The organism is Halalkalibacter hemicellulosilyticusJCM 9152 (assembly GCF_000513115.1).
Lineage (GTDB): Bacteria > Bacillota > Bacilli > Bacillales > Bacillaceae_D > Halalkalibacter > Halalkalibacter hemicellulosilyticus.
On record NZ_BAUU01000007.1, the window covers coordinates 1 to 14575 of the forward strand.

General features: G+C 37.0%; 11 protein-coding genes and 2 pseudogenes. 12 read left to right on the plus strand and 1 reads right to left on the minus strand.

Features of this window, described 5'->3' with window-relative positions; genetic code table 11:
* Positions 1-23: 23 nt before the first annotated feature.
* Positions 24-302 (plus strand): annotated as a pseudogene (locus JCM9152_RS21765) (YcaO-like family protein); the annotation flags it as partial.
* Between the two features lie 24 nt (positions 303-326).
* Positions 327-1907: a SagB family peptide dehydrogenase gene (locus JCM9152_RS05210; RefSeq protein WP_035341731.1), complete on the plus strand. Its 1581-nt coding sequence runs from the start codon at positions 327-329 to the stop codon at positions 1905-1907.
* 537 nt (positions 1908-2444) lie between these two features.
* Here the strand turns inward: JCM9152_RS05210 and JCM9152_RS05215 are convergent.
* Entirely contained in the window at positions 2445-2771 is a 327-nt protein-coding gene (locus JCM9152_RS05215; RefSeq protein ID WP_035341733.1) for an antibiotic biosynthesis monooxygenase family protein, read from the minus strand.
* A 477-nt stretch (positions 2772-3248) separates the two neighbouring features.
* Here JCM9152_RS05215 and JCM9152_RS05220 point away from each other — a divergent pair, with 477 nt between their 5' ends.
* The 10 genes and pseudogenes from JCM9152_RS05220 to JCM9152_RS05260 all read left to right on the plus strand — a co-directional run bounded on the left by JCM9152_RS05220 (position 3249) and on the right by JCM9152_RS05260 (position 14419).
* Positions 3249-4238 (plus strand): LacI family DNA-binding transcriptional regulator, encoded by a 990-nt coding sequence (locus JCM9152_RS05220; RefSeq protein WP_035341735.1) that lies wholly within the window; start codon positions 3249-3251, stop codon positions 4236-4238.
* Between the two features lie 553 nt (positions 4239-4791).
* Positions 4792-5738, plus strand: a pseudogene (locus tag JCM9152_RS05225) (carbohydrate ABC transporter permease).
* The gene (locus JCM9152_RS05230; RefSeq protein ID WP_035341737.1) at positions 5738-6577 is read left to right on the plus strand and encodes a carbohydrate ABC transporter permease; all 840 of its coding nucleotides are present in this window, start codon (positions 5738-5740) and stop codon (positions 6575-6577) included. The pseudogene JCM9152_RS05225 and the gene JCM9152_RS05230 overlap by 1 nt, the downstream one beginning before the upstream one ends.
* Positions 6578-6624: 47 nt before the next feature.
* Complete coding sequence (locus tag JCM9152_RS21285; protein WP_052015619.1) at positions 6625-6864, plus strand: DUF624 domain-containing protein; 240 nt, start codon at positions 6625-6627, stop codon at positions 6862-6864.
* On the plus strand, positions 6831-7244 hold the full coding sequence (locus tag JCM9152_RS21290) for a YesL family protein (protein WP_158318426.1): 414 nt from the start codon (positions 6831-6833) through the stop codon (positions 7242-7244). The genes JCM9152_RS21285 and JCM9152_RS21290 overlap by 34 nt, the downstream gene beginning before the upstream one ends.
* 92 nt (positions 7245-7336) lie before the next feature.
* Positions 7337-8668, plus strand: a complete 1332-nt coding sequence (locus tag JCM9152_RS05240; RefSeq protein WP_035341739.1) for an ABC transporter substrate-binding protein — start codon at positions 7337-7339, stop codon at positions 8666-8668.
* A gap of 516 nt (positions 8669-9184) precedes the next feature.
* The gene (locus JCM9152_RS05245; protein WP_052015623.1) at positions 9185-12673 is read left to right on the plus strand and encodes an AAA family ATPase; all 3489 of its coding nucleotides are present in this window, start codon (positions 9185-9187) and stop codon (positions 12671-12673) included.
* The gene (locus JCM9152_RS05250) at positions 12670-13107 is read left to right on the plus strand and encodes a hypothetical protein (RefSeq protein WP_035341741.1); all 438 of its coding nucleotides are present in this window, start codon (positions 12670-12672) and stop codon (positions 13105-13107) included. Before JCM9152_RS05245 ends, JCM9152_RS05250 begins: the two co-directional genes overlap by 4 nt.
* Entirely contained in the window at positions 13108-13797 is a 690-nt protein-coding gene (locus tag JCM9152_RS05255; RefSeq protein ID WP_035341743.1) for a hypothetical protein, read from the plus strand.
* 88 nt (positions 13798-13885) lie between these two features.
* A complete protein-coding gene (locus tag JCM9152_RS05260; RefSeq protein WP_035341745.1) occupies positions 13886-14419 on the plus strand; it encodes a hypothetical protein in 534 nt (177 codons plus the stop codon).
* The last annotated feature ends 156 nt before the right edge of the window (positions 14420-14575 follow it).

Here is a 14575-nt window from a genome sequence, read left to right on the forward strand (position 1 = left end):
GAGGAATTTAAGGACCGTCGGCTAATACTGATTTAAAAGATGATCTTCAGGATATCCTTCAGAGGTTCCGCGGTTTAAACCTAGATGTTATTGTCGTTGACCAAACAACAACGATCACTAAACGGAATGGATTACACTGTGTAAAGGTATTAATTCCAGGAATGTTACCAATGACATTTGGGCACCACCTCACCCGTGTGAAAGGGTTGGAGAGGGTACTCACGGTACCTATGCAACTAGGATATGAGAAGAAACCGTTATTGTATGAACATCTTAATCCATTTCCCCATCCATTCCCGTAATGGAAGAGTAGGAGGGTAAACGAGTTGGAGCTAGAAACATTTCTACATCAACTGCATTTTGAAACGGATAAAATCTTCCCCAAAGATTGGGAGGTAGATTGGGAGGATGCGCCACTTCCCTATAAATTGTACCGTGGGTTACCAATGATCCCTCTCTCTGCAGAAGTACCTTTAGCACTCAAGAAGAAAGAAGATGATCAAAATCCTAGTCTTGAAGAGGTTGGCCACTTTTTATGGTACGTATACGGACTTACTCAATACTCTCAATCTACTTTAATAGACGAAACCAAAGAAAAACATGCAAGATTTACTCAGTCTTTACGGAGATTTGCTCCCTCTGGGGGGGCGCTGTATCCTAACGAATTATACGTGTATTTAAAACTGGATAACACTCCCGAAGGAATTTACCATTATGATGTAGCGCATCACCGTCTTATTTTGTTACGAGAAGGAAATTACGATTTCTACTTAAGTAGAAGTCTTGACGGTCTTCCTATTTCGGATTGTTTTTGCATCGCTTTTGTATCGACCGTTTTTTGGAAAAATTTTTATAAATACAATAACTTTTCCTATAGACTCCAAGGCTTAGATGCAGGTGTGTTAATTGGGCAATCATTAGAAGTAGCCAAGCGAATGGGGTTCTCTACACGGGTATGTTATCAATTTCTTGATCAGTCTATTAATCATTTGCTTGGGTTACCCGCACAGGAGGAAAGTGTATATGCCGTTATCCCATTAAGTATGAAACCATCAATTACTTGTGCTGACAACGTTCAAAAAAGGGAAGAAGTGATTTCAGCAACTGAATTGTGTCGGGAAGTTCCAGTATTGAATCATATTTCCTATAATCGTTCAAAGGGAGTCATTGATTATCCGATGCTGAGAAAACTTAATGAAGTATCGATGCTTGAAACAACGAAGTCATTTGTCAAAATAAAGAAAAATAATTGTGAGAAACTGCCTTTAGATACGGAGATAGTCTTGCTGCCATTTTCAACATGCTTATCGTTCGATCTCGCATCTGTTTGCAGGAAGCGGTATTCACCTGATAGTGATTTTATGTTAGGAAAAGTTAGCCAAACACAATTATCTTCTTTATTAAAAGAGACATTTTCTTTCCCATATCAAAATGACATCGACGACACAGAGGGACAGGTTGAGACTCGTGTTTCTTTATATGGTAGTTTTTATAATGTAGAGGGGATTTGTAATGGTGCTTATTCTTATGACAGTGGCACTCATGCACTTCGGAGAATAAACAAGGGCGATTACCGAGAGTTTTTACAATACGGATTAACGATGCCCAATGTGAATTTGTATCAAGTTCCACTCTGTATGCATGTGGTTGGAGACAAGGGGCACCTCAAAGAAATATTCGGGTATAGAGGATACCGTATTCAACAGATGGAAGCGGGTATTCTCGTGCAACGACTGCTCTTGGTGTCATGTGCTTTAGGAATGGGGGGGCATCCATTGCTAGGATTTGATGCAAACCAATGTGATGAACTTTATAGGATCGATTCGAAAGGAAAAACTAGCTTGATCCAAGTTCCCGTCGGGCCATATCGTTCACGTGCCTGGTTAAGGGGGAGTTTACTTAGCTAGGTAAAGCAGGAGTAACGCATATTGAAAATAGGGAAATGCCTCTTTTATGCCTTTTTGAATTAACTATGTATAAAGGAGGCGGGATTTAACAGAGTTTCTAGGTACAAAAGCTCACTCTTTTTCAACTTTTGCTCAAGTTATACCAGAGCCAGAGCAAATTGAAAGGGTGTTTGATAAATGTTTAATGTTCCAGTAACAGGATTTATGTATGGTTGAGGCTGCTTCTGAACACTCGCATAATATCTATATAACAACATGGGATGGTCGACCAATGGTTTTCACCAATAAACCTTAAATTACTTGGTGAACAGGTGAAAAGCCTTTAGGTAATCGTATAAGTGGATATTAACATCGAAGTCCAATAATAAATTGAAAGTAGAAAGCATCGATTACTACTAATTTCCCGCTACTAATTCCTTTAACAAAACCAACCACAGTCAGACCAATCACGAATATTAGAGGTGATAAGATGCGCTATGAAGTTTAATCATTAGTCTAATGTACCATTAGAACATTATCTGCATCCTCTCCTTTGTATTAAATGGAGTGGTAATCGCGGTCTACTTTACAAATTCGAGTTATATATGCAGAGTACCAATCTTTTTTACCTTTTTCTTTAGCCTTTTGATGTGCCATATGTTCTTTCCATTGCTTAATAGATTCTAGAGAATCCCAATAAGAAACCGTTATTCCTAACCCATCGTGATCTCTTGAACTTTCAACACCTAAGAATCCAGTTTGTTTTGAAGCGAGTTCAACCATTAATTCAGCTGTACGTTTGTACCCTTTAGAATCTTTTTCAGTTCTTTGAGAAGTAAAAATAACAGCATAATAAGGTGGGGGAGGGGTATTTGCAAATGACATATGATCGCCTCCAAAGATATTTGTATATTTGAATGTTATCACAAAAATGTAACTAGTAAAGGCTGAAGTGGATGCATAGATCAATGATTTCGGTATTTCAGGTTCGGTGTTGCTACCGAGCACTACTAGAGCTTTTAGTTTAGCGATTTAGCCTATTAAGAGAGAAAAAAGTAAATACTCAATTAAAGGCCATTGTCCAAATAACATTTTTCGTGTAATCTTGTCCAAGAGAGTTATTCTTTGTAAATGGTAAAGTGCTTCATATTAGAAGGTAGATCATTTTCAGCGCCTGTATTGTAGGACATATCTCATGATGAAATATACAACCGTCACTTGATTATTTACAAAATTATTTGAAAAATTTTATAATTTATATCATGTGAGAAAGGGACTTCTCACAGCAAGTTTCTTTTTAATTGAATTGAAGTAAAAGAAACATAGAATAAATTTTATACAAAAAAACTATAGGTGAATGATATGAGGGTAACGATTAAAGATATAGCTAATATTTGTGGGGTTTCAGCTGGGACAGTGGATCGGGCACTAAATAATCGAACAGGAATTAGTGAAAAAACAAAAAAAAGAATTTTGAAAGTAGCAAAGGAGATGAAATATCAACCTGATTTTACGGCAAGAAGTCTAGTAATTGGGAAAACAATGACGATCGGTGTTGTTTTGTTTGATTTATATAATAGGTCATTTGCTCAACTATTAAATGCCATTGAATTCAAGGCTAGAGAGTTAGGCTATTTTGTTTATATTACTTTATCAGATAAGCAAGAAGAAAGTGAGCTTAATTGTATTGAATATCTAGTGAATCGAAAGGTTGATGGGATTATCCTATTTGCTGTAAACAAAGGGGAAAAATTCGATTCATATTTAAGTAAGTTTGATATTCCAATTATTACAATCTTCAATTATGTTTCTGAAAAATGGGAGTATATTGGAATTCAAGAGCGTCATGCTATGAAGGAGGCCATAGACTATATTGTAGGTGAAGGCTACAAACATTTCATTTATATTAGTCCACCTTTAACATATTTGGAAAAGAAAAATATTTACACACAGGAAGAGCGATTTAAAGGCTTTTTAGAAGGGCTAAATAATAACAAAATTAAATATGAGCCGTCTATAATAAAAAAAAGTGAATATATAAAAGAGATGGAGAATATAACCTTTAGTAAAGTTGAAAAGACAGCTATTGTTTGTTCAACTGATCTCTATGCGCTAGAAGTAATGAATTATTTAAAGAAAAAAGGTGTAAGCATACCAGGAGAGGTTGGAATAATGGGTTTTGATGATATTGATATGCTAAAATACATTACACCACGTTTAACGACTGTTAAATACCCAATTGACGAAATTGGACATAGGGCTATAGAAAGTATAGTTAATAAAATTGAATATGGAGAATATGTATCAACACCTTTGCTAGATTATGAAATTATTAAAGGTGAGTCAATCTAGACCAATTTAAGTTGACTGAAGTTTGATTAGGGTGTTACTATGAATGTGTAAAAAGGAATGGAATTTGAATTAATTTTAGTGGTTGTTTTAATAGGTTACAGTGAAGCCGCTTTATTTAGTTAGGAAGTTTTGTAAGCGCTTCCTATAGTTTTGAAAAACTTATAAATGGGGTGATGGATGTAGATATATGTCTATTTAATTGACCTTTTCTAAGATCAATTAAATAGACGTAATGTTTTGCGTGTACGTACACGAAACGGAATGTTTATGATCTTACTATAAAAAATAAAAAGAGATAGGTAACAAAAACAAAATCAAGATGACTAAACTAATTTTTCATTTTTTTCGTGTACGTACAGAGAATGGACATCTTATCGGAATTTATCATACGAGCATGAAAGCTTTGGAATAGGAATGTGAAAAATAGTAGGCTATGAATCGTAAGCGAGATTTTTATGTGTAGAATGTTGATCCTTTGTGTTATAAGCGTTTTCGGTATTTGTCGAAAAAAGAAATTCTTTGAATAGAAGGAATCATGATAGAGGAGGTTCTTATGATACAACCTAAAAATGGTAGCAAACAAGAGATCATCCAAGTGAATAATAAGAATGGCGGTATTTTTAATTTCTTAAACTCTCAAAAAGTTGTGCCGTATGTCCTGATTTCACCATTTATCATTTCTTTTCTAGTGCTGTCGCTATATCCAGCTATTCAAGCTATTATTATGAGCTTTCAAAGAGTGTTACCAGGTGAGATTACATTTATTGGGTTGAGGAATTATACAAGAATTATGAACCCAACATTTTTCACAGCATTACAAAATACTACTATTTATATGATTTTAACAGTTGTTATTCTATCTCAGTGCCAATGTTGTTAGCTGTTTTGTTAAATTCCAAAGTAGTGAAATTTAAAATCTTGTTTAGAACATCACTGTTTTTACCTGCCTTAACATCCGTTATTGTTGCGGGGATGGTTTTTCGTTTAATGTTCTCTGAAAGTGATACGGCAGTAGCTAATCAAATTGTCATTTGGCTTGGATTTGATTCTGTTGATTGGAGGTACAATGCTTGGTCAGGAATGTTTCTAATGGTTGTTCTTGCATCATGGCGTTGGATGGGAATTAATATCTTGTACTTTTTAGCTGCATTACAAAACGTGCCGAATGATTTATATGAAGCTGCAGAAATTGATGGTGCCGGTACTTTTAAAAAGTTCTTTTTTGTTACATTGCCATTTCTAAAACCTGTTACTATTTTCGTAGCAACTATTTCAATTATCGGTGGTTTCAGAATGTTTGAAGAAAGCTTCGTGTTTTGGACATCCGGTTCGCCAGGGAATATTGGTTTAACGATAGTTGGTTACTTGTATCAAGAGGGTATCCAGCAAAATGATATGGGATTTGGGGCAGCGATTGGTGTGATATTAATGTTAATTATCTTTGCCATCAGCTTGACTCAACTATTTCTAACTGGTGCCTTTAAGAGGGGGGATGAGTAATGAAGCAAACAAATAATCCTTTACTAACATGGTTACTTACAATTGGTTTTGTTGCTGTAGCTATTGTAGCCCTGTTTCCACTTTGGAATTTAATACTTGCCTCGTTTAGACCATCTACTGATTTAATGAGGAACGGGATTAGTCTAATATTTGATCCTAACACATTAACTCTTGATAATTTCATCTATATCTTTACTGAGGCTGGGATTTATTGGAGATGGTTCGGGAACAGTGTTTGGATATCGATGATCATTGTAGTCTTATCTTTATTATTTTCTTCAATGGTAGGCTACGCTTTGGCAGTTTACGATTTTAAAGGTAAAAACTTTTTCTTTCTATTAGTTTTAATTATTTTAATGATTCCTTTTGAAATATTAATGTTACCTCTTTTTCAACTAATGATTGACCTGCGCTTAGTTAATACTTATACAGCTGTTATCATACCTGCGATAGTAGCCCCAATTGCTGTCTTTTTCTTTAGACAATATGCATTAGGACTTCCTAGGGAGCTAATGGATGCTGCAAGAGTGGATGGCAGTACGGAATACGGGATATTTTTCAAAATTATGCTCCCGCTTATGGGACCTTCGTTAGCAGCCATGGCTATTTTACAAGGATTAAATAGCTGGAATAACTTTTTGTGGCCATTAGTCGTATTGAGATCGAATGATATGTTTACACTCCCAATAGGATTAGCAACATTATTAACACCTTATGGTAACAATTATGATATTTTACTTGCTGGTTCTGTTATGACGATTGTTCCGATCGTGATTTTGTTTATTTTATTTCAACGTTACTTTGTAGCAGGATTAACGGTTGGAGGAGTAAAAGGATAATGAATGCTAAGGCTATAAGAAAAGGATGATAAAAGGTGGTGTAGAATATGAACGGAAACCAGATTGTATCATCCCTTGACCGTATTCTTCGCTGGATCTTACAACTAGTGGCAATTAACCTATTGTGGCTTTTTTACTCAATGCTAGGTTTGTTCATTGTAGGGGTATTTCCAGCCACGTTAGCAGCATTTGGACTATCTAGAAAATTAATAATGGAACAGGATGATGTGAAAAAAGAGAGACGTTTAAACGAATTTACAGAGAAGAGTTCTTTCGTGCTAACTTAATGGGGTGGTTTCTAACTGTAATTGGGGTAGGGCTATACTTAAACTACGTCACTATTCTAAATTCAAGTGAGGAGCTACTATTTGTTATTCCATTTTCTTTCTACTTTATTTTATTTTTCTATATGATTGTTGTGATCTGGATTTTCCCGTTGTTAGCTCACTATCAAACTAACTGGTTTGGGTATATTCGCAATGCAGTGATTATCGGGTTAACCAAAATTCATTATACGATGGCAAGTGGTTTGGTCATCTTTCTAGTTGTGTATTTTTCATTAGATTATCCTGGGATTATACCATTTTTCTCGATAGGTTTAACAGCAATTGGTTGTATGTGGATTGCTATGCAAATTTTTGGACAGTTAGATCAGCGGACCTCATAAAAAAAGTAAACATGTAAGGAGGTGATGGGTAAAACGAGGTAGTTTATTGATAGTAGGTAGTTTGATTGGCCAAAAAGTAAGGGGGAATTGTAATGAAAAGGAAAAGCCTGTTATATGTAATGGTGGTTATTGTATCACTCGTATTAGTAGCTTGTGGAGGGTCTTCTTCAGATGATGCTGAAGAAACAACGATCATTGGTTCCGATATTGAAGGTGCTACCGAGTTAACGTTTTGGACTTTCGCAGGACAGCATGTTGATTTATTTGAGGATGCAGCAATTGCTTGGAATGAAGAGTTCCCTGATAGACCAGTTACACTTGTTGCTGAAACATATCCATTTGACCAAATGCACAACAATCTATTATTAGCTCTGCAATCAGGTTCAGGAGCACCTGATATCGTAGACATTGAAATTTCTCGTTTCCCTAATTACCTTCAAGGGGTACCACAAATGTTACCGATGAACGAACATGTTGAACCAGTTATCGATCAATTTATTGAAGCTCGTTTTGATATTTATGCTAAAGATGGTCAATATTATGGAATGCCTACTCATGTTGGTGCATCTGTTATGTATTACAATACAGAAATAATGGAAGAAGCAGGCGTAGACATTGAATCAATTCAAACATGGGACGATTATGTCGAAGCTGGAAAACAGGTTGTTGAAAATACAGGTAAGGTTATGGCGACCGTTCATACGGATGATTATTTACCTATGTTTCAACTAGTTAGTCAACGTGGCTCAGATTGGTTTGATGAGAATGGAAATCCAACTTTAGATGCTCCAGAAAATATTGAGGTACTACAATTTTTACATGACCTCATTTATGTTCATGAAATTGCTGAGCTTACCCCAGGTGGAGAGCCGCATGCAGAAGAGTTTTATGCGTATATGAATGAAGGAGAAGTAGCCTCGTTAGCAATGCCAATTTGGTATATGGGACGTTTTCTTGAAAATATGCCTGACCTAGAAGGGAAAATCGCTATTCAGCCATTGCCTGCATGGGAAGAAGGTGGATTTCGTTCAGCTGGTATGGGGGGAACTGGGACTGTTGTTACAAATCAAACAGAACATGAAGAGCTAGCTAAAGACTTTTTAGCATACGCAAAGCTTACTGAAAGAGCAAATGAAAAACTTTGGACTGTACTTGGATTTGACCCCCCTCGTTGGGATGTATGGGATAATGAAGTTTTTAAAGAAGACAACAGCTTCTATCAATTTTTTGGCGATGGTATTTTTGATGTACTATTAGATATTCGCGATGAGATTAATGCGATAAATGTAACTTCAGACACACCTACTGTAGCTAATGAAATGAATACAAATGTTTTTAATGATGTGTTAAGACAGCAGACTCAAACTGCAGAAGAGGCATTGAGAAACGCTCAAGAGACTATTGAAGCGAGTATGCAAGATTAGTTTAAATAACAAAATGATAGTGTTATTTAAATAAGGTCATTAAAAGTGTATTGAAGGTGTCCTACTTTTAACATGTATGTGAATACCACTCTAAATCTTAAACGTTTGAGAGCCATTTCTCAAAGGCGTTTAGTCTATGATTTGCGTTGATAGGTACTGTCATTATTTGATTACAAGTCTAAGAGGTCATGGACAGTTAAAGACGTGAAAGCCTTCAGGAATAACGATTTCTACGATAACATCACTTTTTGAAGTGGTGTTTTTTGTTAGAGTTAAGATAGTAGTCATTATGGATTGTAAAGTCCATTTGCGTTATAGATAGGTAGATTTGTTTCATTATCGATTTACTGAGTAAGCATTGAAGACGAATACTTGCTTATTTTCTCATTCTATTATTCTCATACTAATTAACTAGTTTTATGATAAAATAGAAGCATTAACAATGTTGTTCAAAAATGGAATTTCACGAGTATATCCTGACGTGTAAATAAATGTGAAATTAGGGAGGTTTGGCAGATGTGGAAGAAATGGTCTCGAATTATTATTCCAGAATTACAGTTATTAGATTTTAAACAGAGGGAGGGAAATAGTCACCAAGTAGGAAATCAAAGTGTTAGCTATTCGTCCCAACCTATTGGGGGACAAGAAGCAGCTCAAAGACAAATGGCACCAATTGGTGAAAATTCGGCTATCCATTCAACGGATTCTGCTCATACAAATAGTCATAAAGGGGAAATGGATGAAGTCTTTAATCGTGTAGAGAAGTCTGTTCGTTCTAGAGTCTATGGTCAGGATGAATATATAGCTAATCTTGTATTGTTTTTTAAGAAGCAATATTTATTAGGCGATGGGCTTGATGGGAAAGCACCGTCTCTTTCTGTTACAGGACCAAAAGGAAGTGGGAAGGAGTTAGGGATAACAGAAGTTGTTCAAACTCTCCATCAGCATAAACTCGTTCGATATAATCAGGTCATCACGTTAGATGTCAGTATTTATACAGACAAAGATGTTCATTCTAATTTTGTTCGCGATTTTTCCAGTGCTTTTTCATATGGGGGAACACCTATTGTCTTAAGAGGTATTGAACGGGCTAACGAACAGATCGTAACAAATTTAGAAAATCTAGTGAAAAACGGCTATTTCCGTACAGAAGCAGGAATTGTTATCGATTCAGCTGATCATGTTTTGATCTTTATTACGGAGAAAAAAGCTGAAGTTCCCGAACGGATTCGTCATCACCTTTCAGAGGAGCTTGAAACGATTGCTTTGGAGCTTGAGCATTTAATGAAAATGGCTGTTAATATGCTAGAGCGAGCTCAATCTCAGGTTATTCAATTAACGAATAAACAGGTCACATGGGATTTAACAGTAGTCGAACGTTTAGCACAAAGATCGTTAGAAGCAGAAATGAACGGAAGGCTATTAAAAAAATGGATTTCAATACAACTTATCGAGAGCCTTGTCGCGGTTCGAGCTCGCGGAGAATTAGGTGAGATAGAACAGCTTAATGTAGATAATGATCAACTATATTTAGCTGGGCATCAGCAACCTCTTTTCTCTCTTTCGTATGAAATAGGACAATCGATTGATCAAGCGTTTGAGGAGCTTAATAGCTTAATTGGATTAACAGAGGTTAAAGCGTTTGTGCATGAATTAACGAAAACCGTTGAACTGCAAATGAAAAGGAAAGAACAAGGTCTGTCTACTGCTCCACTTACCTTACATATGATCTTTTCGGGGAACCCTGGAACAGGTAAGACAACGGTAGCAAGGTTAATTTCCTATATTTTAAAAGGATTAGGTATACTTTCAAAAGGCCAGCTAGTAGAAGTGGCTCGGCAAGATCTCGTTGGAGAGTATGTTGGTCAAACGGGGCCAAAGACCATGACGAAAATTCAAGAAGCTCTAGGTGGTGTTCTTTTTATCGACGAAGCGTATGCACTATCTAGAAGCAAACATGATACGTATGGTCAGGAAGCGATCGATACTTTAGTAAAAGGTATGGAGGATTATCGTGAAGATTTAGTCGTTATATTAGCAGGATATACACAAGAAATGGAAGGCTTTTTAAAGACGAACCCGGGCTTACGATCACGATTTCCATTCCAAGTAGAATTTGCGGATTATTCGCCAGAAGAACTTTATACAATGCTTCAATTAATGACTCAGCAGAGAGAGTACCAGCTTCAGGTTGAAGAGAAGAAATTGTTTATTGAATTATTTGAACGTAAACAAATTCCAGGTCGAAATGATAGTGGAAATGGTCGTCTTGTACGGAATGTATTGGAAGAAGCAATTAGAAAACAAGCGGTACGTGTAAATGAGCAAGAAGATAGCAATTATCAATTATTAACAGCGGATGATTTCGGCCTTACTCATACCGATACATTTGACTTGGAGGAAGAGCTTTCATCCTATATAGGCTTAGAGTCTGTGAAAGATATTATACGTACGTTGGAAAAGCAGCTACTAGCGAATAAAAGAAGAAAAGAAGCAGGCTTACATATTCGAACAGAGCAAGTGTTAAATATGGTATTCTCCGGTAATCCTGGAACAGGGAAGACGACAATTGCCCGGACTTTAGCTAAAATGATGAAGGAGCTAGGTGTACTAAAGAAGGGGCATCTTGTGGAGGTAGGACGGAGTGAGCTTGTCTCAGGCTATGCTGGACAAACGGCAGATAAGACGAAGCAGGTTGTAGAATCTGCTTTAGGTGGAATTTTATTCATTGATGAGGCTTACGCGTTAGCTGATGGTAAAGGTGGTTTTGGCAAAGAAGCGATTAATGAGCTAGTCCGCTTAATGGAAATTCATAAGGATAATGTTATTGTTATTTTAGCTGGATATGAAGAGGATATGGAGAAATTACTTGAAACGAACGCAGGGTTATTCTCGCGTTTTCCTTTACATGTTCATTTTCCAGATTACACGGCGCATGAGCTTGTACAAATGCTCCATTTAACAACGAAGCAGAGAGGGTTTTTATTGTCACAAGAATTAGATCACACGCTTGAGGAATTATTTAGAAATAAACAGGCAGCTAATCGTGAGGCTACAGGAAATGGACGTATGGTACGAAATGTCCTAGAAGCAGCCATTAGAAAGCAATCTGTTCGAGTTGCGGAATCTGACGTGGAAGATAATGAAATGCTCATTGAATTGATAGCGGAGGATTTTGACATTCACCCAGATGTTGAAAAGGTTGACAAAGCACAGGAACAATTAAACGAAATTATTGGTTTGAATAGTGTGAAGGAGTTTATGAATAACCTCTTTGCACAAGTTTCAATGAACGAAAGACGGAAAGCGATGGGCTTACCTGAAATTAGTGGACAAAGTCTACACATGTCTTTCACAGGAAGTCCTGGAACAGGAAAAACGACGATTGCGCGAATTGTTGCGAAACGTTTGCATGAGCTAGGTGTGATTCATACAGATCGAATTGTCGAAACAGACCGGAGTGGACTTGTAGCAGGCTATGTCGGTCAAACGGCATTGAAAACTAAGGAGATCATTGATAAGGCAAGGGGAGGCGTTTTGTTCGTCGATGAAGCGTATAGTCTTGCAGGTGATCAATTTGGCCAGGAAGCGATTGATACGATTGTGAAAGCGATGGAAGATCTAAAAGAAGACCTCGTTGTCATAGTCGCTGGCTATGAAAAAGAAATGAATGATTTTTGGAGTGCGAATTCAGGCTTGCGTTCTCGTTTTCCACATCATATCTCTTTTCCTAACTACACGAGTGAAGAGATGCTACAAATTAGTAAGGTGATGCTAACTCACAAAGGATATCAAATAGAAGAAGCTGCTAAGGTTGTTTTATTAGAGCAATGTGAGATTGAAGCTGCAAGCGTTCAAAGTGGAAATGGACGATTCGTTCGTAACTTAATTGAGGCATCTATTCGTAAGCATGCCGTTAGACTAAATGATTTTCATGATGCTACGATGGATGATCTTATTACAATAACGGCTGAGGATGTAGCAAAAAGGGAGGAGATCGCATGATGAGAATTGTAGGTAGAGTAGGATTTTATCCACTTTTTTTCTTTGCGGTGATTTGTTTAGTAATGGGTCCATTTATGGCAATAGATGATATTCGAGCGACACTGCAATATGGAACACCTCATGGAGCGTATTATTTGTTTATGATCGGATTTTGTAGCTTTTTTCTTTATCTCTCGATTCGGATTGAAACGCTACAGTGGATTTACTATAAGTTACCGATTTTATGGCCAGTGCTACAAATGTGTTTATTTATGTTAATAGCTACGGGATTAGGAGCTACATTTTTACAACATTGGGCTGAACACAATTTCCCATCAAAAGGGGTAGCAATAACGCTTGCGATTGTTAGCTTTGTCGTTGTGAGAATTATGATGTCCTGGTGGTTTGCGCGCCATCCGGCCTCCTCACCCTTCGTCAATAGGAGGTATGTATAAATGAATAAACGACCATATATGCACAATCCCAATAATACTAAACAATCCATGCAAGATCAGCTTTCTCACCAAGATGCTAGACACAAGAATCTACCACCGCTACAAAAATTGGGTAAAAGAAAGAAAGCACCGAAAGAAACAAAACTGATGCCATCAACGAAAAAAACAGAACGGACACCATCTGCGAAAGAAACAGAGCTGACACCATCAGCCAAATTAATGAGAAGAAATTTAGGACTCGTAACTTTGACTTTAATGATTATTGGAATGTTCTTCTCTTCTTCTTCTGTTTCACAGGAGCGAGCTGCTGAGGAGGTTGTGAATCGTACTTCCTCCATTATTGAGTCTGGTTTTGTACTTGAGGAGACGAGCGAGCTAGCTCTTAGTGAACAAGACTTTGCGATTGGAGATTTTGATGGTGGTACGGCACGTATGCTTATTTGGGATTTTACGGGAGATAGTGAAGACCAAATTCAAATTATTGTCGATGGTCAAATTATTAGAGAAAGCCATATTCTAACGTCTAATGTGGCAGCATATAGTGTTCCAGTACCAAGCGTTGTCATCATACGAGGGATCGATCAGGCTAATTATGCTGTTAAATTCCCTGAAAGAAAGTACACCATTTTCAACGCGGTATCGCCTGGAGGAGCAAATTCATATACGTTAACACCAAGTGTATTACCTTAAGTAGGTAATCGATATAAAAATATCCTATTGTTTCTAATGACTAATCATAGTATAATCATTTTCTGTGCCAAAAAAAGGGGGAGAGAAAATGAAGAAATATGTAAGTTTGTTTATGGTGGCTATGCTAGTGAGTATCATTGCGGCATGTAGCCAAGGAGCTTCAAACGTAGAAATCACCATCCCAGCATCGTTTCTAGAAGGCGAAGATGTAGAGAGTGCGATTGAAGAAGCGAAGGCTGAAGGGATCGAAGAGGTTGAGGAAAATGAAGATGGTTCATTAACGTACATCATGTCAAAATCGACTCATGATGAGTTAATGGAGGAGATTGAAGCATCTTTACAAGAGAGCATCGAAGAGATGAAGACGAGTGAAGATTTTGTTTCGATCTCAGATGTTTCAGCTAATAGTGCTTTTTCTGAATTTACGGTAGTCGTTGATCAGGAAATGTATGAAAATAGCTTTGATGGTTTCGCAATTTTAGGTTTAGCGATTGGTGGATTATACTATCAATTGTTTGATGGTGTAGACCCTGAACAATATGCAGTAACAGTGCAATTAGAAGATGAGCAATCAGGTGAGGTTTTTGATACGATTACGTTCCCTGATGCGCTAGAAGAATAAGTTGAGTGAAAAGCATTCCATTGTGGGGTGCTTTTTTTTTAGGAAGCGATCGATTATGATGTTGTGGAAAGTAAGCCCGTATTCAAATCACCTATGTTTTTCATAGCCACCTCTACGTACAGTAGGGTAGCTATGATCATTTAAAAATCCTGTTAT